General features: G+C 44.6%; 18 protein-coding genes and 2 riboswitches. Of the genes, 13 read left to right on the top strand and 5 right to left on the bottom strand.

Features of this window, described 5'->3' with window-relative positions:
- Positions 1-13 precede the first annotated feature (13 nt).
- A complete protein-coding gene (locus ACWA2B_RS12255) occupies positions 14-1,360 on the bottom strand; it encodes a GH1 family beta-glucosidase (RefSeq protein ID WP_318628057.1) in 1,347 nt (448 codons plus the stop codon).
- A 311-nt stretch (positions 1,361-1,671) separates the two neighbouring features.
- Between ACWA2B_RS12255 and ACWA2B_RS12260 the strand changes: the two genes are divergently transcribed.
- Positions 1,672-2,712 carry a LacI family DNA-binding transcriptional regulator gene (locus ACWA2B_RS12260; RefSeq protein WP_029518397.1) on the top strand — a complete coding sequence of 347 codons (1,041 nt, stop codon included), beginning with the start codon at positions 1,672-1,674 and terminating at the stop codon, positions 2,710-2,712.
- 85 nt (positions 2,713-2,797) lie between these two features.
- On the opposite strand, the gene glpK is transcribed toward ACWA2B_RS12260, so the two are convergent.
- Positions 2,798-4,291, bottom strand: a complete 1,494-nt coding sequence (glpK, locus tag ACWA2B_RS12265; RefSeq protein ID WP_165148779.1) for a glycerol kinase GlpK — start codon at positions 4,289-4,291, stop codon at positions 2,798-2,800.
- A gap of 32 nt (positions 4,292-4,323) precedes the next feature.
- The gene (locus ACWA2B_RS12270) at positions 4,324-5,148 is read right to left on the bottom strand and encodes an MIP/aquaporin family protein (RefSeq protein WP_165148777.1); all 825 of its coding nucleotides are present in this window, start codon (positions 5,146-5,148) and stop codon (positions 4,324-4,326) included.
- A 318-nt stretch (positions 5,149-5,466) separates the two neighbouring features.
- Here ACWA2B_RS12270 and ACWA2B_RS12275 point away from each other — a divergent pair, with 318 nt between their 5' ends.
- The 5 genes from ACWA2B_RS12275 to ACWA2B_RS12295 all read left to right on the top strand — a co-directional run bounded on the left by ACWA2B_RS12275 (position 5,467) and on the right by ACWA2B_RS12295 (position 11,509).
- Positions 5,467-6,948 (top strand): PTS transporter subunit EIIC, encoded by a 1,482-nt coding sequence (locus ACWA2B_RS12275; RefSeq protein ID WP_449292246.1) that lies wholly within the window; start codon positions 5,467-5,469, stop codon positions 6,946-6,948.
- Between the two features lie 197 nt (positions 6,949-7,145).
- Positions 7,146-8,429 carry an ABC transporter substrate-binding protein gene (locus ACWA2B_RS12280; protein ID WP_029518393.1) on the top strand — a complete coding sequence of 428 codons (1,284 nt, stop codon included), beginning with the start codon at positions 7,146-7,148 and terminating at the stop codon, positions 8,427-8,429.
- A gap of 33 nt (positions 8,430-8,462) precedes the next feature.
- Entirely contained in the window at positions 8,463-9,338 is an 876-nt protein-coding gene (locus ACWA2B_RS12285; protein ID WP_029518392.1) for a carbohydrate ABC transporter permease, read from the top strand.
- 22 nt (positions 9,339-9,360) lie between these two features.
- Complete coding sequence (locus tag ACWA2B_RS12290) at positions 9,361-10,188, top strand: carbohydrate ABC transporter permease (RefSeq protein ID WP_029518391.1); 828 nt, start codon at positions 9,361-9,363, stop codon at positions 10,186-10,188.
- 148 nt (positions 10,189-10,336) lie between these two features.
- Entirely contained in the window at positions 10,337-11,509 is a 1,173-nt protein-coding gene (locus ACWA2B_RS12295) for an iron-containing alcohol dehydrogenase (protein WP_342434414.1), read from the top strand.
- Between the two features lie 57 nt (positions 11,510-11,566).
- On the opposite strand, the gene ACWA2B_RS12300 is transcribed toward ACWA2B_RS12295, so the two are convergent.
- Complete coding sequence (locus tag ACWA2B_RS12300; RefSeq protein ID WP_029518389.1) at positions 11,567-12,985, bottom strand: alanine/glycine:cation symporter family protein; 1,419 nt, start codon at positions 12,983-12,985, stop codon at positions 11,567-11,569.
- 159 nt (positions 12,986-13,144) lie between these two features.
- A riboswitch (glycine riboswitch) is annotated at positions 13,145-13,239 on the bottom strand.
- An 18-nt stretch (positions 13,240-13,257) separates the two neighbouring features.
- Positions 13,258-13,334, bottom strand: a riboswitch (glycine riboswitch).
- Between the two features lie 165 nt (positions 13,335-13,499).
- Positions 13,500-14,957 carry a glycoside hydrolase family 1 protein gene (locus tag ACWA2B_RS12305; protein ID WP_342434415.1) on the bottom strand — a complete coding sequence of 486 codons (1,458 nt, stop codon included), beginning with the start codon at positions 14,955-14,957 and terminating at the stop codon, positions 13,500-13,502.
- Positions 14,958-15,170: 213 nt separating this feature from the next.
- Between ACWA2B_RS12305 and ACWA2B_RS12310 the strand changes: the two genes are divergently transcribed.
- The 7 genes from ACWA2B_RS12310 to ACWA2B_RS12340 all read left to right on the top strand — a co-directional run bounded on the left by ACWA2B_RS12310 (position 15,171) and on the right by ACWA2B_RS12340 (position 23,222).
- Complete coding sequence (locus tag ACWA2B_RS12310) at positions 15,171-16,142, top strand: LacI family DNA-binding transcriptional regulator (protein WP_029518387.1); 972 nt, start codon at positions 15,171-15,173, stop codon at positions 16,140-16,142.
- A gap of 233 nt (positions 16,143-16,375) precedes the next feature.
- Positions 16,376-17,218 (top strand): BglG family transcription antiterminator LicT, encoded by an 843-nt coding sequence (licT, locus tag ACWA2B_RS12315; RefSeq protein ID WP_023990001.1) that lies wholly within the window; start codon positions 16,376-16,378, stop codon positions 17,216-17,218.
- Positions 17,219-17,450: 232 nt separating this feature from the next.
- Positions 17,451-19,307 (top strand): beta-glucoside-specific PTS transporter subunit IIABC, encoded by a 1,857-nt coding sequence (locus tag ACWA2B_RS12320; RefSeq protein WP_449292247.1) that lies wholly within the window; start codon positions 17,451-17,453, stop codon positions 19,305-19,307.
- 256 nt (positions 19,308-19,563) lie between these two features.
- Positions 19,564-20,082 carry a thioredoxin family protein gene (locus tag ACWA2B_RS12325; RefSeq protein WP_029518385.1) on the top strand — a complete coding sequence of 173 codons (519 nt, stop codon included), beginning with the start codon at positions 19,564-19,566 and terminating at the stop codon, positions 20,080-20,082.
- Between the two features lie 241 nt (positions 20,083-20,323).
- The gene (locus ACWA2B_RS12330) at positions 20,324-20,614 is read left to right on the top strand and encodes an ArsR/SmtB family transcription factor (RefSeq protein ID WP_058710457.1); all 291 of its coding nucleotides are present in this window, start codon (positions 20,324-20,326) and stop codon (positions 20,612-20,614) included.
- A gap of 72 nt (positions 20,615-20,686) precedes the next feature.
- A complete protein-coding gene (locus ACWA2B_RS12335) occupies positions 20,687-21,868 on the top strand; it encodes an MFS transporter (protein WP_029518384.1) in 1,182 nt (393 codons plus the stop codon).
- A 19-nt stretch (positions 21,869-21,887) separates the two neighbouring features.
- On the top strand, positions 21,888-23,222 hold the full coding sequence (locus ACWA2B_RS12340) for an ISL3 family transposase (RefSeq protein WP_341039891.1): 1,335 nt from the start codon (positions 21,888-21,890) through the stop codon (positions 23,220-23,222).
- The last annotated feature ends 31 nt before the right edge of the window (positions 23,223-23,253 follow it).

Below are 23,253 nucleotides of genomic sequence, written 5' to 3' on the forward strand. Positions count from 1 at the left end.
ACCCCTTTTCTTTTTAAAACCCGTTATTCGCCATCACTTGCTTGAACCACAGCGCACTTTGTTTGGGTGTCCGTTCCTGCGTGTCGTAATTGATGTGTATAATCCCAAAACGTTTGCTGTATCCCCAGGCCCATTCGAAGTTATCGAGGAATGACCATACAAAATAGCCCTTAAGCTGACCTCCCTCCCCAATAAAGCGATGGCATGCCTTTAAATGTTCCTCAATGTAATGCTGACGCCCAATGTCTTCAATCTTTCCATTCACCAGTTCGTCCTTCATCGCTGCTCCGTTTTCTGTAATCAGGATGGATAATCCTCTGGTAAAATCCTTCTCAATCCGTGTCAGCAGCTTATAAAAGGATTCAGGGTGAATCTCCCATCCCATATCCGTTACCGGTTCTTCTATGGAAATCTGCTCGACCTGAAGCAACGAAGCGTCTGTAGTCGCTCGAATGATACTGCGGGCGTAGTAGTTGATGCCCAAAAAATCCCCTGGCTGCTGAATCAGCTCCATATCACCAGGCTGTACAAAATCCAATCCGTTCAAGTGCTCCCCGTACCATTCCACCATATCCTCAGGGTATTTCCCGTTAAACAATGGCTCGGCAAACCAACGATTAATAAAGCCATCCCGCCGGACAGCAGCGGCTACATCCTCGGAGTGTTCAGAGGCTGCATCGACATGCTCCATGTTCAGCGTAATACCGATATTGCCCGTCAGGCCCTTTTCCTTGTGTAAGTTCATGGCTATCCCGTGACACATCAGAATATGATGAGCGGCAGCAAGAGCTTCCCTCCAGTTCTCATGGCCGGGGGCATGCTCGCCTGTACCATAGCCCAAAATAGAGGCGCAGTAGGGCTCATTTATCGTATTCCACCAGCTTATACGCTGTCCAAATCGATCCATGATTACAGAGGCATACGTTTTAAAATGTTGGATAGTCTCTCGCTGCGTCCAGCCACCCTCGTCCTCAATCCATTGCGGCAGATCCCAATGATACAGCGTCAGCATTGGAATTAGCCCAGCCGACTCAATCTCATCCAGCAGACGCTCATAGAAGAGTAGCCCCTGTTCGTTAACCACGCCAGGTGCGGGAATAATGCGCGGCCAGGCCACGGAAAAACGGTAATGTAAAAAGCCAAGTTGCTTCATTAATTGCACGTCTTCCTTAAAGCGGTGAAAATGGTCACAAGCCACATCTCCGCAGTCCCCTCCGATCACCTTCCCGGGTACTTGACAGAAAGTATCCCAAATAGAAGGCGTTCTTCCTTCCTCATCCACGCCACCTTCAATTTGATAAGAAGAGGTCGAAGTTCCCCACATAAACGTGGTGGGGAATGTATAGGTATTCTCATTCATACTTGGTATCATCCTTTCAGGAATCAAGACTTCACAGCTCCGGCTATCTTAGAATAAATGCACTTACCTTTACGAAAGCGGTTTAGTTAATTACAGCTACTATTATGTATCGGATAGCCTGTATTTGTAAATAGAGATTTGTAAATTATCAAATAAAACACAAATCACCGTTATTACTCCTTAAAATATTAGGAACCATCCTTTATTAGCACGGTTGACTCACTTCTATGAGGTAGCATAGAATACGAGTAATCATTAATTTTGAAAAACAAAGTCAATTTAACTAAATCAGTTTAGTTGCGGAGGATTCCATGAATATAAAAACAATAGCTAGCATGGCAGGCGTTTCAGTAGCAACGGTTTCGAAAATCATTAACAATTACACAGACATCAGTGAGGAAACCCGGCAGCGGGTACTTAAAATCATGGAGGAAACAGGCTATAGACCCTCCTCCTCGGCTAAAACGCTTGCTACCAAAAAATCTAATCTGGTAGGCGTTATATTTGCTGGTAAGCTGAATGTTGATTTTAGTCATCCTTTTTTTGTAGATATCATTAATGTCTTCAAAAAACAGATTGGCTTGCTTGGTTACGACCTATTGTTTTTTTCAAATGAGAAATTTCTGGATAATGGAGAGGACTATTTGGCTCGCTCGAAATATTTTTCAGTGGACGGGTGCATTATTATTGCTGGAGATGAAGTAGAGAAGAGTGTTTTTGATCTCGATGCCAGCCCTATCCCCTGTATCGGTGTCGATATTGAACTAACCGGAGCCAGTTCTTGCTACATTATGTCCGACAATCAGAAGATTTCAATGAAGGTTGTTGAGCACTTTTACATGAATGGATACCGCGACATGGGGTTTATAGGCATTGAACGCCCCTCCTTGGTTATTAAAGAGAGAGAGGAGGCCTTTATTGCTTCACTAAAACGGTTTAGTCTTGATGTTAGACCTGAATGGGTCGTGTATGGTAAGGACTACGCGGCAGAAGATGGATACCAGGTCGCGAAAGCGTGGATACAGCAAGGAAATTTACCAAAAGCTATTTTTGCGGCTACCGACCTGCTTGCCTTTGGTGCCATACGTGCTTTCAAGGAAAGCGGCTTGAGGGTACCCGAGGATATTGCTGTAGTGGGATGTGATGATATAGAAGCCTGTCGTTATACCGAACCTCCACTGACGACTGTAAAACAAGACAAGCAAAAAATAGGCCGTCTAGCTGCTATGGTGCTGTTTGACCTGATGAATAAACAAATGGATACCAAATGTATTAAAGTCGAGCCGGAACTGGTCATTCGTAGTTCCTGCGGAGCCGGCCAACATTGGAACCATACGAAGGTCAAAGGTTAGCTCATGCCTTAAAAAAGATGACTCCTGATAAGATTCAGAAGTCATCTTTTTGCAGTTTAATATTCAGAGACCCAGCGCTTAATCATTACTTGTAGGCCATCGTCGCATTCACAGCCTTTTTCCAGCCTTCATACAAGCCTGCACGTGTTGATTCATCCATATTCGGGGCAAAAGAGGTTTCCACCCTCACCCGCTTACGAAGTTCATCCGTACTCTTCCAATATCCAATAGCCAAACCTGCCAGACATGCAGCCCCCAGTGCCGTCGTCTCATGGATCACTGGCCGCTCCACCGTTGCATCTAAAATATCGCTCTGGAATTGCATCAGAAAATTGTTCAATACAGCTCCTCCATCCACCCGCAGCGTCTTCACCGCAATACCTGAATCGATCTCCATGGCTGTAAGCACATCCTTGGTCTGATAAGCGAGTGACTCCAATGTGGCGCGGATAAAATGCTCCTTCGTGGTCCCTCGTGTCAGGCCGAACATTGCTCCGCGCACCTCGCTATCCCAGTAGGGGCTCCCCAGTCCGACAAAAGCGGGGACAAGATACACTCCTTCCGTAGACGAAACACGAGCGGCATAAGGCTCACTGTCTTTCGCTTCACGGAACATACGCAGCCCGTCTCGCAGCCACTGGATCGCCGACCCCGCTACAAACACACTCCCCTCGAGTGCATATTGCACTTTGCCTTCCTCCAGTCCCCAAGCGATGGTCGTAATCAGGCCGTGTTTAGATTCAACAGGCTGATCCCCCGTATTCATTAGCATAAAGCAGCCTGTGCCGTAAGTATTTTTGATCATCCCTTTTTCGTAACATGCCTGACCGAACAAGGCTGCTTGCTGGTCACCTGCTGCACCGGCGATCGGTACATTCTGACCGAAGAAATGATAATCCACGGTGTGCGCATATACCTCAGAAGAAGGTCTTACCTCAGGCAGCATGATTTTCGGAACACCCAGAATGTCCAGCAGCTCTTCATCCCACTTTAGCTCATAAATGTTGTACATGAGCGTCCTGGCTGCATTCGAGTAGTCCGTCACATGTGCCTTTCCGCCGGATAGTTTCCAGATCAGCCACGAGTCAATCGTACCGAATAACAGGTCACCTCGTTCCGCCTTTTCCCGCGCGCCCTCTACATGGTCCAGTATCCACTTTACTTTAGTGCCTGAAAAATACGGGTCGATCAGCAGCCCTGTTTTGCTGTGAAACAGTTCCTCGTGCCCTTGTCGCTTCAATTCATCACAGATGTCCGAGGTTTGGCGTGATTGCCATACGAGTACATTATATACGGGCACTCCTGTATTTTTGTCCCACACAGCCACCGATTCTCGCTGATTGGTAATGCCGATGGCAGCCACTTGATTTGCTTTTACACCGGATTCGGAAAGACAGGAGGCAATGACTCCGAGAATAGAACTCCAGATTTCATTCGCATTCTGCTCTACCCAGCCGGGATGAGGAAAATATTGCGGAAATTCTCGCTGAGCCGAGTACACTACATCTCCCTCGCTATTGAACAAAATCGCTCTTGAGCTTGTCGTTCCCTGATCTAGTGACAAAATATATTTTCCCATTGTTCATCTCTCCCCGTGTAAATCCATCGTTTTTACGCTATAAGTTTGTGATCCTTTTTATGATTTTTATAAGTACGACTCATACGGAAGGTAATCAAGAGTACAATCACGATGATCCCTAGTAAAATCCAGAAAGCTGGAGTCACACTCCCCTTAAAAACAGCCTGATAAAATGGCCCTGCGAAAGATCCCCCCAATAGCGGTCCTATAATGGGCACCCATGCATATTTCCAGTTGGACGCCCCCTTACCGGGAATCGGTAGTAAATAATGCATCAGACGCGGCCCAAAATCCCTCGCTGGATTGATGGCATAGCCCGTTGTGCCTCCAAGGGATAAACCGATACTGACAACTAAAAAACCAACAATCAGCGGTTTCAGGCCGTCTGTAAATGAATTGGCACCAAACGACAGTAAAGCAAGAACAAAGATGAAAGTACCTATCATTTCACTAAGCACGTTGGCAAACGGATGATCAATAGCTGGTCCTGTCGCGAATACACTGAGTTTGGCTGCTGTGTCCTCCGTCTCTTTCCAGTGGGGCCAATAATGCAAAACGACGATGATCGCACCCGCCATGGCCCCAAGAAGCTGAGCCACAATATAGCCGGATACATCTTGCCATGGAAAACTACCCTGAAATGCCAACGCGAGTGTAACTGCCGGATTCAAATGCGCTCCGCTGATTTGACCCACTGCATACACCGCAATAGCTACCGCAAGCCCCCAACCCATTCCGACCACAATCCAGCCGGAAGCGTGGGCAAATGACTTTTTCAGGGACACCCCTGCGCACACTCCGCCACCTAGGGCAATAAGAATCATTGTCCCTATGAATTCGGCTGCGTATGGCGACATACAACCTACCTCCTCAATAGATCACCCGATTTTGATCGCTTTCATCGCACAAAAAAAAGAAAAGCCATCACAAATCAACCCTGTGCTGTACCATGGGATGTCTGCGTGGCTCTCTTGTCTCCGTCACGATTATTAACTTAAATTTGATACTATATAAGCATGTAAGCGATGTCAACTGCGGATTTACGTCATTTCATAGCTTAAAATAATCGTTGACCATGTTAGATCCCCCGATTTATGATGTAAAAAAATGGGCACAAGTAAGGATTTCAGGATGAATACGACACTCCCAAACTCGATGAAGAAGGGAAGATTGTTATGCTGAAATTTCTGCAAAAAATCGGCAAGTCGTTAATGCTTCCAGTAGCTACTCTACCCGCCGCAGGGATTTTGCAAGGATTAGCTCTGATTAATTATGAAACGGATATACCGTTTGGTCCCGTAGTTGGCGGATTTCTGAATCATTATGTCACTCCTTTTCTGAACGAGGGGGCGGGGGCTATCTTCGGTAACCTTGCGCTCATTTTCTCCATTGGTGTTGCCATTGGTCTGGCAGGCGACGCAGTAGCCGCATTATCGGCAGTCATTGCCTATATGGTGTTGACCCGTATTTTGGCGGCAGTGCCGGGTATATTTGCATATATTCCAGACGACGTCAAGCTGGACATGGGCGTATTGGGTGGTATTTTTATCGGTGGATGGTCTGCTTTTCTGTTTAAAAAATATCATAATATTCAGCTCCCGGATTGGCTTGGCTTCTTCTCAGGCAAACGTTTTGTCCCCATGATTACCGCCTTCACGACCATGATTCTGGCCATTCTGCTCGGAATGATCTGGAGTCCGGTACAAGATGGGATTGCAGCCTTCGGCAACTGGATTGCCGGGTTTGGCGGAATCGGATCAATGGTATTCATGATTGCCAATCGGCTGCTGATCCCGCTCGGTTTGCATCATGTACTAAACTCAATCGCGTGGTTTCAGATTGGTAACTATACGAATGCAGCTGGCGAAGTTGTTCATGGTGACCTGACCCGTTTCTTTGCAGGCGATAAATCAGCTGGTCTATTCATGTCCGGTTTCTTCCCTATTATGATGTTTGCTCTCCCGGCAGCCGCTCTCGCATTCATCCATACGGCTAAACCGGAAAAACGTAAAGCCGTCGCTTCCATTTTCATCGGTTCTGCGCTGGCATCGTTCCTGACCGGAATTACCGAGCCCCTCGAATTTTCGTTTATGTTCATTGCACCATTGCTTTACGGCGTTCATGCTCTGCTGACAGGCCTGAGCGGCCTGGTCGTATACCTATTGGATGTCAAACTGGGCTTTTCCTTTTCAGCAGGACTCATTGACTATTTGGTCAATATGAAACTCTCCACTCACCCATTGCGAATGATCCCGGTCGGGCTTGTCTTCGCCCTCATCTATTACTTTCTGTTCCGATTTATCATTCTCAAATTCAACCTAAAAACTCCTGGGCGTGAAGATGATGGAGAAGACAGTCTCCTGTCTGAGGCTAACGAATCTGTACCCAATAAAAAAGCAAACGCTACATCCGACACTCCGTCCAGTCAGGCAGGCAGGGTACTAACCTATCTCGGCGGTTCGGACAATATCCTAAGCATTGATGCCTGCATCACACGGCTGCGTCTTGTCGTCAAAGACGACAAAGCAGTTAACGATCAAGCTCTCAGGCAGCTCGGAGCGTCGGGAATCATCAGGCTTGGTAACGGTACCCTGCAGGTTATTTTCGGGACTCGGTCCGAAATTCTGAAAGATGAAATACTGCGGTTGATGTCATGAGCTGAATCCCTAACTTAAGTACGTGCGTTCTTCATATAACAGACGCACGTGCTTTTTTTTATGGATAAACGTTTCAAATTTTTTGTTTTTGGTTAAGGCAATGCACATAAATGGGTAACAGCTTCATATGATGGAGCTAAACCATTTACAACTTGTTTAGCAGGCAGATTATCTCAGACAGCAAGGAGGGAAATGATGTGAAGACAGTACAATGGTTGGTATTATGTCTTGCTTTTCTCACTATGTTCAGTGCTTGTAGTGGACCCTCGTTCTCTGAAAGTCAATCATCTGAAACTAATTTGTCAAATGGAAAAAAGATAACGCTTACATTATGGTATTGGAACCGTTCCATTGATGATGAACTACTCGCCCAAGCGGAAAAACACTTTCCCAACATTGAATTAAAAACTCAAAAAATAGGTGGTGACTTCAAAGCTAAACTGAAGACAACGCTCGCAGCTCGTTCTGGTGAACCAGACATCGTAGCTCTGAACGACTGGATGGTGGAGCTATTTCCAAGTGCGGATCGTTTTTATGATTTAAGGGAGCTCGGAGCAGACCGCCTAAAAGATCAATATTTGGAATGGAAATGGAATCAGGGGATCACTCCTGATGGTAAAATGATTGCATTTCCCATGGATACTGGGCCTACTGCCCTCTTCTATCGAAGCGATCTATTTAAGCAAGCAGGCTTGCCTAGTGATCCTGAAAAGGTTAGTGCCTCGATCCGCACATGGGATGATTACATGGCAGCCGGAGAACAACTTCAGCAGAAATTCGGAAGCCGTTCGTTTTTGGCTGATAATATTGTAAACGTTTACAATCAAGTGCTCGCTCAGCATACAAACCTCTACTTCAAGCCGGATGGCAGCTATATTGGCAATCAATCTCCTGACATCCGTCTGGGCTGGAAAACCGCTGTCGATTTCCACAAGAAGCATCTGCTCGCCAATGCGGATGGCTGGACTCCCGAATGGAACGCTTCGGTCAATAACGGCAAAATTGCCTCTTTTGTAGGGGCTGTTTGGATGAAGCAAGTTCTCACAGAGGCCGCGCCGGATACAGCTGGCAAATGGAGAGTCGCCCGTGCTCCTGGAGGAGACGGCAACCTGGGTGGTTCGTTCATTTCTATCCTCAAATCCAGCAAACATCCCAAAGAAGCCTTTGAAGTCCTGACCTGGCTGCAAAACCCGGAACACCAGTTGGAAGCCTACCACAAAATCGGTCTGTTCCCGTCCACTCCCGGCGTCTATAACGATCCTATCATGGGGACACCCGAGCCTTTCTTTGGGGGTCAGGCCACCGGACTCATCTTCGCCGCCTCCGCACGTCATGTGAAAAGCAGCTATTTCGGCGAGCGCTACCCTGTCATCCACGGCATTGTGACCCGTCGCCTTGCTAATGTTGCCAAGCAGGATGCTAATCCTGATGCATTATGGACGGAAACCATGGAACGAATCGAACGGGAATTACAGCGATAAAAAAACAAAATTCAAAAAAGGCGTGTGGACAATATGCTGAGAGAAATCTGGAAGCACCGTGCCGTTTATGCTGCGATCTCGCCGTTTTATCTGCTGTTTGGCATCTTTGGACTGTTTCCGATTGGTTTTTCATTATACCTGGCGTTTCACAAATGGGACGGAATCGGAGACATGACCTACAACGGCTGGGGCAACTTTCGCTACCTTGTAACAGATCATGAATTTTGGCAGGCTGTAGGCAACACCTTTGTGATCTGGGTGTATGCAACAATTCCAATGCTATTCTTCGCACTGATTATTGCCTTTCTGCTTTATGCCCCATTTGTGAAAATGCGCACCTTATGGCGAGTTGGATTCTTCCTGCCCAATGTGACGTCTATTGTGGCTGTCGCCATCATATTTGGTGCCTTATTTGCCAACAATTTCGGATTTCTCAACTACCTTCTGCAACTCTTGGGACTGCCCATGGTTCAATGGCTGAATGTGCCATGGGGTATCCAAATTGCCATTTCTTCTATGGTCGTATGGAGATGGATGGGCTATAACGCAATCATCTATCTGGCCGGACTTCAGAGTATTCCGCATGTGCTGTATGAGGCCGCCAAAATAGACGGAGCAACCGGAGCGCAAGCTTTTTTCCGCATCACTATCCCCATGCTGCGCCCAGTCATTCTGTTTACGGTCATTACGTCCACCATCGGCGGTATGCAACTCTTCACCGAGCCACAGGTCCTGGTCGGTAATGACGGCGGTTCCGGGGCAAGTGGCATGACCATCGTTTTATACCTGTACCGCGAGTCGTTCATTAACAACTATTTTGGATATGGTGCAGCCGTCGGATGGGGCATGTTCCTCATCATTGCTCTATTCTCCATCATCAACTGGAAACTCGTTCAAGGTAAAAAATAACGATGGGAAGGAGCTTCACAACATGATGCAGACACGTGCAAAATCCTTTGTTTTATATGCCGGATTGTTGGTGGGAATCATCCTGTCGATGTTTCCATTTTACTGGCTGATCGTCATGGCAACCCGTACAACTTCAGACATCTATCGTTTTCCACCGCAATTGTGGTTTGGCGGCCACTTCTTGGATAACATAACGAGAGTATTGCAGCAGATTAATTTTGCCGGAGCCTTTTTTAATACCCTTTTTGTAGCCGGTTCTGTTACCTTATTGGTTCTGTTTTTCGATTCGCTGGCAGGTTTCGCATTCGCCAAGTTTGATTTTCCGGGCAAAAAAGTGCTATTTATCGTTCTGCTAGCTACAATGATGGTCCCTTCACAACTTTCGCTTGTCCCCTCCTTTGTCATGATGGCCACCTTTGGATGGGTAGGTACGTTCAAAGCGCTTATTATCCCGGGGATGGTAAATGCCTTCGGCATTTTCTGGATTCGTCAATATGCGGAAGAATCCATTCCAAAGGAGCTGCTGGATGCGGGGCGGATGGACGGATGCAGCTTTTTTCGGCTGTACTTGAATGTAGCACTGCCTATTCTACGTCCTGCGTTCGCTTTTCTCGGCGCGTTTACCTTTATAGGAGCCTGGAATGATTATTTATGGCCGTTAATCGTCTTAACGGATGAGCGTAAATTCACACTCCAGATTGCACTGTCCCAATTAAACGGGATATACAATACGGATTATGCGATGGTCATTGCGGGCACCCTGCTTGCTGTACTGCCACTTATAATTTTATTTCTTTTCATTAGCCGCCAGTTTATTTCCGATCTTGCCGCCGGAGCGGTCAAAGATTAGATTTATTTGAATTCCCTTATTCATTTCATGTATAATAGTTAATCGTCATTTCAAATAGCTTACATGGTAAAGTTAGGTATTCAACAGGCAATCAGGTTAAGCGATTTACGATTTGAACATGAACTATGAACTGAGGGGAACTTTCCAGATGAACAAATTCACATATTATAACCCCACCAAATTAATATTTGGAGACAATCAAATTGAAGAACTGCAGCAGGAGCTGCTGAATTACGGCAAAAATATTTTACTGATATACGGAGGCGGAAGTGTCAAGCGAAATGGTCTGTATGACCAGGTATTAAACGCGTTAGAGCCGCTACATCTTAACATTCATGAATTGTCCGGCGTAGAGCCGAATCCGCGCTTGTCCACCGTTAAGAAGGGCATCGACATTTGCCGAAATGAAAACATCGACTTCTTACTTGCAGTAGGCGGCGGAAGCGTTATTGATTGCACCAAAGCCATCGCAGCAGGGGCTGAATATGACGGCGATGTGTGGGATATTATCAATAAAAAGCACATGCCTACCCAGGCTCTGCCATTCGGTACCATCCTCACACTCGCCGCTACCGGTTCAGAAATGAATCCAGATTCTGTTATCACCAACTGGGAAACAAACGAAAAATACGTATGGGGCAGCGCGGTGACGCATCCGAAATTCTCGATTCTGGACCCAAAAAACACCTTCTCTGTGCCACGTGATCAGACGGTATATGGCATGGTGGATATGATGAGCCATGTATTTGAACAGTATTTTCACAATGTTAAAAATACACCGTTGCAAGATCGTATGTGCTTTTCCGTGCTGCAAACCGTAATCGAAACTGCACCTAAGCTGTTGGAGGATTTGCACAACTACGAGCATCGCGAAACGATTTTATATGCCGGAACGATTGCTCTTAACGGAACACTGCAAATGGGCTACTTCGGGGACTGGGCTTCGCATACGATTGAACATGCATTATCTGCTGTATATGATATTCCTCATGCTGGCGGTCTGGCGATCCTATTCCCCAACTGGATGAGACATACGGTGGATCAGGATGCTGCACGCATGAAACGGCTGATGCTCAGCATGTTTGACTTAGACACCGTAGATAAAACAGATAGAGAAATCGCTTTGGAGGGTATTGACCGTCTTAGTGCATTCTGGACAAGTCTCGGTGCCCCTTCCACCCTGGCCGGTTACAATATTAATGATGAGCAATTGGAAAAAATCGCAACCATTGCAGCCCGTGAAATGGAATATGGAGGCTTCGGTAATTATAAAAAGCTGAAACAGGAAGATATTTTAGCTATTTTGCGTGCATCGTTATAACATTCAAAAAGGAGTGTCCTCAAGCCTGTGATGGCTGAAGGCACTCCCTTTTGGAATTTATGAATTAACTGTTTGTCCCTTTTCTTCTACTTGAATAGCTGCCCCTACACTGGCACCTGCAAGAATGCCCTTTTTCTTACTAGAATTCAGAGAATCCATATAGGTTCGGGTTTCTGCAACGACAATGCCTGATAAGCCGAGCAGTGCAATCAGGTTCGGGAAAGCCATCATTGCGTTAAAGATATCTGCCAGCAGCCAAATCGCATCCAGTTTAATGAACGCGCCCCCGCCAACGAGTAGAATGAACAGATAACGGTATGGCTTAATCCACTTGACGCCAAGCAAGTATTCAACACAGCGTTCCCCGTAATAGTTCCAGCCGAGCATGGTGGTGAACGCGAACATAATCAGAATAATTGTGAGCAGTTCTGCCCCCAGCGGGAATGCGCTGGAAAATGCTTGCTGAGTCATCAGGCCCGCATCGGTAGGCCCGCTCCACACACCGCTAACCAGTAGCGTCAACCCGGTCATCACACAAATAACCATCGTATCAATAAACACGCCTGTCATGGAAATCAGCCCTTGTTCCGCAGGCCATTTGGTTTTGGCAGCTGCGGCTGCAATCGGTGCGCTTCCCAATCCGGCCTCATTGGCAAAAATACCTCTGGCTACCCCACTTCGCATCGCCAGCATAATCGTAGCTCCGGCAAATCCGCCCGTTGCCGATGTAGTTGAAAATGCCGAATGGAGCACCAGCGCAATTGCGGCAGGAAGCTGGTCAGCAAACCGAATCAGTACGATGAGACAGATCAGTACGTACAAGCCTGTTTTAAAAGGAACGACCTTCGTCGATACCTTGGCAATACTTTTGAGTCCTCCAATAGTAACCAGTCCTGTGAGGATAGCAATAATCAGTGCCGTTACAATGGGCGGAACACCAAAACTGTTTTCCGTCGAAGATACAATCGCTTTGACCTGTGGAAACGTTCCAATCCCGAACAACGCTACCAGCATGCCCGAAAAAGCAAACAGCATCGCCAGCGGTTTAAAACGGCGTCCCAGACCTTTCTCAATATAATACATCGGGCCGCCGGAAAATTGTCCATTCCGATCCTTCACCCGGTATTTTACCGCAAGTACACCTTCCGCATATTTCGTCGCCATCCCAAAAAAGGCTGCAACGACCATCCAGAACAAGGCACCCGGCCCGCCCAGCTTAATGGCTGTCGCTACGCCGACAATACTTCCTGTGCCAACTGTAGCCGCTAGCGCCGTACTCAAAGCCGCAAAACTACTTACATCCCCGCTGCCTTCATTCGGGGCCTTACCGATCAGCTTGATCGCCAGGGGCAGGCGGAATACCTGCAACATTTTCAGACGTATGGTCAGCCACAACCCCGTTCCCATGACAAGAATGATGAGAGGCGCCCCCCATATCCAACTGCTAATCGCTTCTAACACATGTACCAAATTCATTTCAACCCGCTCCTCCAGCATATTAGAAAACAAAAAAGAGTCAAATCAGCTGATTCGACTCCTGGAGAGGTTAAAGGCACGAAAAAATACAACCATCTTGTGCAGGTTTCTGCCTCTAATAGCTCATAAAAAAGCCTAGGGCATTCCCTGTCACAGGTTATTCGCGTCTCTGTCCTTTTGCCTGAGAGTTTAAGCAGATGTTCTCTGCGGTGCACCTTCGGCGCCCAATTAAGGGTCTCTCCAGAGTTCTGTCCGTTTACGGTCCCCGCTTGTGGCTGTAAACAGCCTAAGCACCTGAGAGTTTTGCCCCTTCGGTCGGAACTTTCGTTCCATCTCCCGCAAACATCAACCAGACATATGAAATTTTTATTCATTATACAGAAAACTTTCAGCTTATTACAAGTGAAAAGTTTGTGAAGCCCTCTGAAATATTATTATGTCTATCAAAAAAGCGGGTACAGCAGATTGCATCCTTAGGATGTCCTCTGCTATACCCGCCCGAGACGATATGAAATTACAATTCTTCACCATTGGTTGCTATCACATTTTTATACCAGTTAAAAGAGTCTTTTTTGGAGCGTTTGAGCGTTCCGTTACCGTCATCATCCAGATCAACGTAAATAAATCCGTAGCGCTTGGACATTTCGGAAGTAGACATGCTCACGAGGTCGATAGGGCCCCAGCTGGTGTAACCAATCAGATCAACACCGTCAGCAATCGCTTCCTTCATTTGGACAATATGCTGACGCAAGTAATCAATGCGATACGTGTCATGCACAGAGCCGTCCTCTTCCACCTTATCATATGCACCCAAGCCATTTTCCACGATGAACAGCGGCTTTTGATAGCGATCATAAAACGTATTCAGTGTAACACGCAGGCCGATCGGATCGATCTGCCATCCCCAGTCGGAGGACTGCAGATACGGATTTTTCACGCCGCCAATCAGGTTTCCTGCTGCTTTCTCGCCTTCTGGACCTGCCGATACGGTCAAGGTCATGTAGTAGCTAAATGAGATAAAATCAACCGTATTATTTTTCAAAATTTCGGCATCGCCGGGTTCTGTCTGGATCACAATATTATTTTCTACAAAATAACGATTCATATAGTTGGAATATTCCCCACGGGCATGCACATCCGTAAAGAATAGGTTCATCTGATTTTCATGCTGGGCTTTCAGTATATCCGCTGGGTTACACGTATGTGGATAGCTTTCTATACGTGCCAACATACAGCCGATCTGAGCACCCGGGATGATCTCATGTCCCCGTTTGGTTGCCAGTGCACTAGCTACAAATTGATGATGCAATGCTTGATATATCGCTTGTTGTTTGTTTTCTACACGGTCAATAACCACACCGCCACCGGTGAACGGACTCATGGTCATTACATTGATTTCATTAAAGGTCAGCCAGTATTTTACTTTATCCTTATAGCGTGTAAACACCGTTTCGGCATAATTGACGTAATGCTGTATGACTTCACGACCCAGCCAGCCATTATACTTCTGAGTCAGACCTAGCGGTGTTTCATAATGTGACAATGTTACCAAGGGCTCAATATTATATTTGCGCAGCTCATCAAATACATTGTCGTAGAATTGCAATCCTGCTTCATTCGGTTCGTGATCATAGCCATTCGGGAAAATCCGCGACCAGTGGATGGACATACGAAATACTTTAAAGCCCATTTCAGCGAACAATGCAATATCTTCTTTGTAGTGGTGGTAAAAGTCCACACCTTCACGTTTTGGGAAACGGGCATTGACTTTGCCTGCCAAAATGTCTTCGAGTCGCTCGGACGAAATCTCTATAGCGTGATCGTTCTTACGTTCCGCTTTGGGTACATAAGCAATCATGTCTGCGCTGGACAAGCCTTTTCCATCTACGTCAAAAGCACCTTCCAATTGGTTGGCTGCAGTTGCCCCGCCCCACAAGAAGTTTTTCGGAAATCCTTTTAGCATCTTCGTCATGGTATAAAGACCTCTTTCCGTATATAAGATTTTTACTTTGGCCTAAGTAATCCCATCAAATGCTGCAAATGTGAATCCATACCTAACGGTAACCGTTCTCCTTTGAAATGCATTGACAGATGCTTTAAAATAGATGTAATGCCCTCATAAGCATCCTAATTGTTGTAACGCGTTTCATGTCAAGTATTTTTTTCTTATGTGAGGAGAAGCACCATGTCGAATCTTGATCAAATTGCAAAACTGGCGGGCTTTTCCAAGGCTACGGTATCCAGAGTATTAAATCAGTCCCCCCATGTCAGTCATGAAACAAGAGCTAAGATTTTGAAAATCATGCAGGAATTAGATTATGTTCCTAATCGGAATGCCATTTCCCTATCCAAGGGTCAGACGCTTCAGATTGGTATCATCACTTCAACGATTAATGAAATTGTTCTTGCTTTTCTGGACAGCTTTGTAGAAATCGCCGGACAATATGAATTCCAGACCATTATTTATACTTCGGGAGAAGACAAAAAGAAAGAGCTTCAAGCTTTTGAAGATTTAAAAAGAAAAAGAGTCGACGCGCTGGTCATCATTTCCTGCGTGAATGACACTGATTTTTTGAGTACCTATTGTAAATATGGCCCAATCGTGGCCTGGCAACGAATGGAGCATACCGATATTCGCTCCGTGGCAATGGATCAATATGAAGGTTACATGCTAGCACTAAAGCATTTGATACAAAAAGGCTATACTCGTATAGCCAATGCTTTTGGCCGTCCGAGCAGCATCAATACCCATAGCAGACAACGAGCCTATGAACAGATCATGAGTGAGCACAATCTGCCAGTGTTGCAACACTGGAATCACTCTTCAATTTATAATATCCGTGATGGCGAACAGGTCGTACGGGATTTGTTACAGCATCGGGGGGAATTCCCAGAGGCTATTTTATGTGCTAACGATTATGTAGCTGTGGGCATTCTCTGCGAAGCACGCAGACAACGGCTGAACGTACCGGGAGATCTGGCGATTGTTGGGTTTGATAACACGGAGCTGTCGCATACGTTGGGGATTACAACGATTCAAAATCCTATCATGGCTCAAGCACAAAATGCTTTTTTCATGCTTTCCCCCCAGCTGATTGGACGCCAAATGGAGCTTCATTCGCTAGAGTACAGCCTCATTGAACGTACGACCACATAAGGTAACGCTTTACTTGCAAATTAGGCAAAAGGGTCTTGATATAAAATGTTTTTTGTCGAAACAGAATAAAAAATGTTGAAATCGCTTTTTTTTGTGCTACAATAGCACTATATCGAAGGATTGTGACCGGTGATGCGGGCAATGCCTGAGTTCAATTGAGTACTATTGCTAACAATAGTATTGAATTGTGCTTAGGCATTTTTTATTGGTAAAGGATGGGAGGGGGAACTTCAATGATTATTGAGAAGGTGCTCAATAACAACGTCCTATTGACTAAAAACGATAAAGGCAAAGAGGTCATCGTGATGGGAAGAGGTATTTCCTTCAAAAAGGTGGCTGGCGATCAAGTCGATGATGATAAAATAGATAAGATTTTCATGTTAAATGAAAACGAGTTCACGGCCAAACTAACCGAGCTGCTGAACGATATTCCTGTATCTCATCTGGAGGTCGTGAATGAAATCGTAACCCATGCAACAGAAGTGTTGGATACGGAGTTAAGCGATAATATTTATTTAACGTTGACCGACCATATTCATTTTGCCATACAACGGCAAGAAAAAGGACTGGCACTCCAAAACGCGATGCTGTATGAAATTAAACGCTTTTACAAAAAAGAATTTGCAGTTGGACTGGATGCTCTCCAAAAAATTGAAAATACGCTCGGAGTAAAATTGGGCGAAGATGAAGCGGGATTTATTGCATTGCATATGGTGAATGCACGGATTGACGGTAACGAAATGAAATCTACACTGAAAATGACTGAGATTGTCCAACATATATTGAACATTATTACGTACCATTACGGGATTGTGCTAGATGAGTCTTCTTTTAGCTATTCGAGATTTTTGACACATTTGCAATATTTTGCGATGCGAGTGATTCGTAAAGAAGTCATTCACAGTGGTGAAGAATTCTTGTACAACCAGGTGAAGCAGACGTATACCGAAGCTTTTGCTTGCGCCCAAAAGATCAATGAGTATCTGGAAAAAACATACGATCAATATTTAAGCAAGGATGAATACGTATATCTAACTATCCATATTCATCGGGTAACTGAGCGTAATAACATATAAGACTAACAACTTCATACCCCTCATCGTTCATGGATTGTGACTGGTAAGGCAGGCAAAACCTAAACTGATGGTGAAATCGACGTTCCCTTATAGGAAGAGTGCGCAGTTTTCACCACGAGTTTAGGTTTTTCTTGTTTACAAGGTTAAAAAGATGCATGCCGGCGCATCTTAGCAACAAATGTAAACGGTAAACCCTATCAGTAGCAAGAATAACCCATAAGGAGTTCTAAATATGAGTGATAAAGAACTATCTAAAAAAATAGTGACTCTCGTTGGCGGCGAAGAGAATGTCAATTCCGTATTCCATTGCGCTACACGCTTGAGATTTAAATTAAAAGATCGCACAAAAGCAGACAAAGCTGCACTGGAAGCAACACCTGGTGTCATTACAGTGGTGGAAAGCAGCGGCCAGTTCCAAGTGGTCATCGGCAACAATGTAGGTCAAGTATTTGAGCATATGATGGCAGAAACGAATTTGCAGGATGCAGACAATCCTAATGCCAAAAAGGAAGAATCTTCCGAAAAAACAAATGTTCTCGGCAAAGCGGTCGATATCATTTCCAGCATTTTCTCACCTCTCTTGGGTGCTCTTGCCGGAGCAGGTTTGCTCAAAGGGATTATGGCCTTAATTGCGTCGCTTCATTGGATTGATACTACAAGCGGTACGTATCTCATTTTGAACGCCGCTTCGGACAGCGTATTTTATTTCTTGCCTATATTCCTGGCTATTACTTCGTCCCGTAAATTTAAGACAAATGCCTTTGTATCGGTCGCAGTTGCTGGAGCACTCGTGTACCCGGATGTTATTGCAGCGGTGGATCATCCGGCAAAACTGGCTTTTCTCGGGATTCCAATCATTCTGATAAAATACAGTTCCAGCGTAATCCCAATTATTCTCGCGGTATGGGTACAGTCCTATGTGGAACGTTGGTTTAATTCCTTTGTTCATCAATCGGTTAAAAACATTATCGTCCCTATGCTATCACTGCTAGTTGTTGTTCCGTTGACGTTTTTGGCCTTTGGTCCAGTCGGTAACCTGATCAGTCAAGGCTTGGCGAACGGTTTTACATGGGTATACAATTTAAGCCCATTGATCGCCGGAGCTGTGGCTGGTGCATTCTGGCAAGTGTTTGTTATTTTCGGTGTACATTGGGGCTTCGTTCCTATTATGCTGTCCAATATTCAAACATTGGGTTATGACACGATGCTTCCAATGCTTACAGCAGCCGTACTTTCTCAAGCCGGTGCAACACTGGGGGTATTCCTGAAATCACGAAATACTCAAATGAAGGCTTTGGCGGGTTCCTCTACACTGGCGGCTGTATTCGGGATTACAGAACCAACGATTTATGGTGTAACTTTGAAATTGAAAAAACCTTTCATTTATGCTTGCATATCCGGTGGTATTGGGGGCGCTATTATCGCTTCTGGCGGAGCGACTGCAAAATCCTTCTCCCTGCCTAGTTTACTGGCGCTGCCAACTTATTTTGGAGCTGGATTCTTGTGGGTAGTCATCGGTTTGCTCGTTGCCTTTGTACTCGCAGTTGTGTTGGTTATGATTTTGGGCTTTGATGATCCAAAAGAAGAAACTGCAAAAACAGAAGCTGCGCCTATAAAGAAAGAAGTGACAATCGAGAAAGAAATTCTCGTAAGCCCACTGCAAGGTAAAGTATTGCCTTTGGAACAATCTTCTGATGTTGCTTTTGCTTCAGGTGCTATGGGGAAAGGAATCCTTATTGATCCTACAGAGGGTGTGCTGACATCTCCTGTCAATGGAACGATTACGACCGTATTCCCAACCGGACATGCCATCGGTATTACTTCCAATGACGGAGCAGAAATTCTGATTCACGTTGGTGTGAATACAGTGAAGCTGAAAGGACAATTCTTTGACAAGCGCGTCAAAGGGGGTGATGTAGTGAAGCAAGGGCAATTGTTGCTCGAATTTGATATCGAACAAATTAAGGCGGCAGGCTATACAACGACTACGCCGATTATCGTAACAAATTCCGCTCAATACCTGGACGTATTGAACACAATGGAAACTGAAGTGAAGCGTGAGGATTACTTGTTGACTGTTGTGGTCTAACATTTAATTATCAGACTAGGGCATTTTGCATAAATCCCAGGAGCGTTTTCAAATCAGCAGTATATAGATCGAAATGCTTTAATTCGTCTATATACTGTACTTACAAGCGTTGGGAATCGAATTATGCAAAATGCTGACTAAAGAAGCTTTCCCTACGGGAAAGCTTCTTTTTTATACATAATGAGACAAGTGTTACAGTGAAAAACGAAAAAATCATTTATTGTAAGTTTGAGATTGTAAAAAAAGGAGGGTTTCTGTGAAAAAAGGATATATCGCCGGGTTAAGTGTCATTGTATTGCTTCTCATTGGTATCGCTATTTCAGCTGTAGTTAAATTTCAAGATCTGGAGCAGGTTGTTCAGCAGAAAGATAAAGAGATCCAAGCAAGCAAAAGCAATTATCCCGAAATATATGACCACTTGAATGCGGTTACACTAGATGGTTTTAAGCGTTTGATTCAGCAGGATCAAAGTGTGTTTGTCTATGTCGGCAGACCCAGTTGTGGAGACTGCAATCGGTTTGAGCCTAACTTTAACAAGATGATCGAACAGTATAATCTAGGCTCTAAAATTACTTTTTTGAACGTTCACAAAATCCATAAGGACAAGCCTCAATGGAATAAATTCAAAGAGGATTACAATGTTAAATACACCCCCACTATTGCAGAATTCAGAAACGGCAAGCTGGTTGATAAAATAGAATGGACGCCCAAAAGAGACCTCAGTACGGATGCTGTAAAAGAGTGGCTGACTTCCAAGAAAATTATTATTTTATAAGTCTCTTTTCTATTCAATTCATTACAAACACAGAGAACTGTTTATGCAAAAAAAAGGTATTCATTCGTATAACGCATGAATACCTTTTTAGGAATGCACAGGTCTTCCAAGCTCTAATAAAAAAGGGGCATTCGGATTTTATGGTGGAGACAAAATCAAAACATTTCACTTAAAAATCGGAGAATATGGTGGTATTTTTCTAAAGACTTGATTTGTAGCGATATCTTAGTACAATGGTTTTATGACTACTCAAAAAATAATAAATGATGAGCTCAGAGTCAAAATATTTAAGGCGTTAGCTGATGAAACAAGATTGGACATCATACGAGCTCTATACGCCAGCAAGAAGGAAATGAATTGTGGAGAAGTAGGACACATTCGCGATACTACGAAATCGAATACTTCGTATCACTTGCGTGCTTTAAAGGAGGCGAAATTGATCAAGGTACGAAAAGAAGCTCAAACGAAGTATATGAGCATCGATTTGGAGACATTTCAAACTTACTTACCTGGATTTCTGGATACATTGTAGAAAGAAATTCTTTTTTTATTCATTAGTTCAATAATCTTTGAACTATAGAACTAACTAAAAAGGGTGAATAAAATGATCAAATTAACTGCTTTATTTTTCCTCATCATGTTTGTTATCGGTACGGATACGTTTTTGATATCTCCGCTCATCCCCACTCTTCAGAGCTTGTTTCATATCCCAACTGAATATTCCGGTTGGATGGTAGGGTCTTATGCTTTAGGTTATGCCATTTTTGCACTGATTGCTGGACCGCTTTCCGATGGATGGGATCGCAAAAAAGTAATGCTTTCCGGCATGATCTGCTTCTCTGTTTCAACCATGTTATGCGGCTTTGCCACAGGTTTTTGGTCGATGTTCTTCTTCCGTTTTTTAGCCGGAGTCAGCGCAGCATTTACGGCGCCTCAAGTCTGGGCCTCGATCCCTACTCTGTTTCCAACGTCAAAAATCGCCAAAGTATCAGGATTCGTCATGGCAGGCTTGGCTGCTTCCCAAGCGTTCGGTATCCCTATTGGAAGTCTGCTTGCCTCAACCCATTGGTATTATCCTTTTTTTACAATCGGTGCATGTGCATTATTGGTAGCAGTATTCATCTTCTATGCTTTGCCCGAAATGAAACCAAATCAAGGCCAAAAAACCAGGACTCCGATTTTCAGTAGATACATCCCACTATTGAATAGCCGAATGGCAAGAAAGGCTTTCCTCGCTCATTTCTTATTTCAATGTGGATTCTTTGCTGCCTTTTCTTTCATTGGAAAATGGGTGACGGATCGCTTTCACCTTTCAATTGATCAAACGGGATACGTAATGTTTTTTCTAGGTCTTGGGAATATAGTCGGGAGCTTTGGCGGTGCCTATGTGATCAAAACGTTAAACCGTTTCAATACGCTGGTTGTAGGCTTTCTTGTCTCTATCATATGTTTTATTGTGTTGCCTCTCTTGCCGTCGGTTGCGGCTTTCGAAAGTGTTTACTTTTTCATATTCGTTAACATGGGGATCTCTTTTCCCCTAATATTGGGAATGCTGAATTCACTAAATCCGACCATCCGCGGCACGATCTCCAGCTTGGCCAATTCAAACATGTACGCTGCGACAACGCTCGGTTCTTGGATCGCAGGCCTGATTTACGCGACTTTTAACGGTTTTTCCGCCGTAGGCATGTTTGCGGCTATATGCTTTGCCGGTTCGTTGTTATCTTTTATATTCAGCGGTATTTTGACCAGTCACGCGAAAACAAAGAAGGAGTTTGCATCATAAATGTATAGAAGAAATTCATATGGATATTTTAAATCTTCCAAACTTCAACATATTAAGTATTAGTGAAAATGAATTTGATTTTCTAATACAAGTGGTGACGAACTCTCCACCTTTGGCTTGCCCTCATTGCGGATGCATAGCCAACCTCTACAAACACGACAGCAGGGAACAAGTTTATATGGACTTGCCCATTCATGGCAAGCGTGCAGGCCTTCTTATAAAGCGTCAGAGGTATCGCTGTAAAGATTGCAATCGAACCTTTTGGGAACACTTAGATCACACCATAGACGAAAAGCGAAACTGTACCAAACGATTATTGTCTTATATAGAGAAGCAAAGCCTTAAACGCACGTTTGTCAGCATATCCGAGGATGTTGGATTGCATGAAAAAACGATACGTAACATCTTTCGTGATTACCTCAATCGTCTTAAAGTAACGCTTCGTTTTGAAACTCCTAATTGGCTTGGGATTGACGAAATACACATTATTAAGCCAAGATGCGTTTTAACCAATATTGAGGAACATACGTTGTTAGACGTTTTGCCCAATCGTAACAAGGAAACCGTTATAGACTGCCTCTCACGCCTTCCAAATAGAGGACAAATACGATACGTCACAATGGATATGTGGCAACCATATAAGGACGCCGTGAGGGCTATCTTGCCAAAAGCTCTTATCATCGTCGATAAGTTTCATGTTCTCCGTATGGCAAACCAAGCGTTAGAAACCATTCGTAAGCAGCTCCGAGAAGGATTATCGCCAAAAGAACGCCGCGGGCTGAGGCACGACCGTTTTATCCTCCTAAAACGCCATATAGCGCTTACAGAGATGGATAAAATTACGCTTGACCTTTGGACAAAGAATCATCCTTCTCTCGGCACTGCTTATGACTTAAAGGAATCATATTTCGATATTTGGGAATGTGATAGCAGACAGACGGCATTCCTTAAATACAACGAATGGAAAGCTAAAATACCAACTGAACTGCAATCCGCTTTTGAACCACTTACAAAGGCTATGAAGAACTGGGAAGAGGAAATATTCGCCTACTTCGACCATCGCATTACAAACGCTTATACGGAGTCTCTAAACAGCCTTATTCGAGTCATTAATCGTTTAAGCAGGGGATACTCTTTTGAAGCCCTACGAGCCAAAATACTCTTTACAGAGGGACTTAAAAAGCAACGTAAGCCTAAGTACCAGAGGCGGTTTGATAGCTACGATCTACGGGAGGAAAACTTCCCGATGTTTAATATGCCACCTATTGAAGTTGTTCGTAAGCCAGAAGAAATAATCTTGCTGGGAATCGATTTTTCCACCTTGATCGAGAAATTGGAGAAGGGCCAGCTATAAACCCTTCTCCGCCATAAAATCCGAATACCCA

It is taken from the genome of Paenibacillus sp. CMM36 (assembly GCF_053570945.1).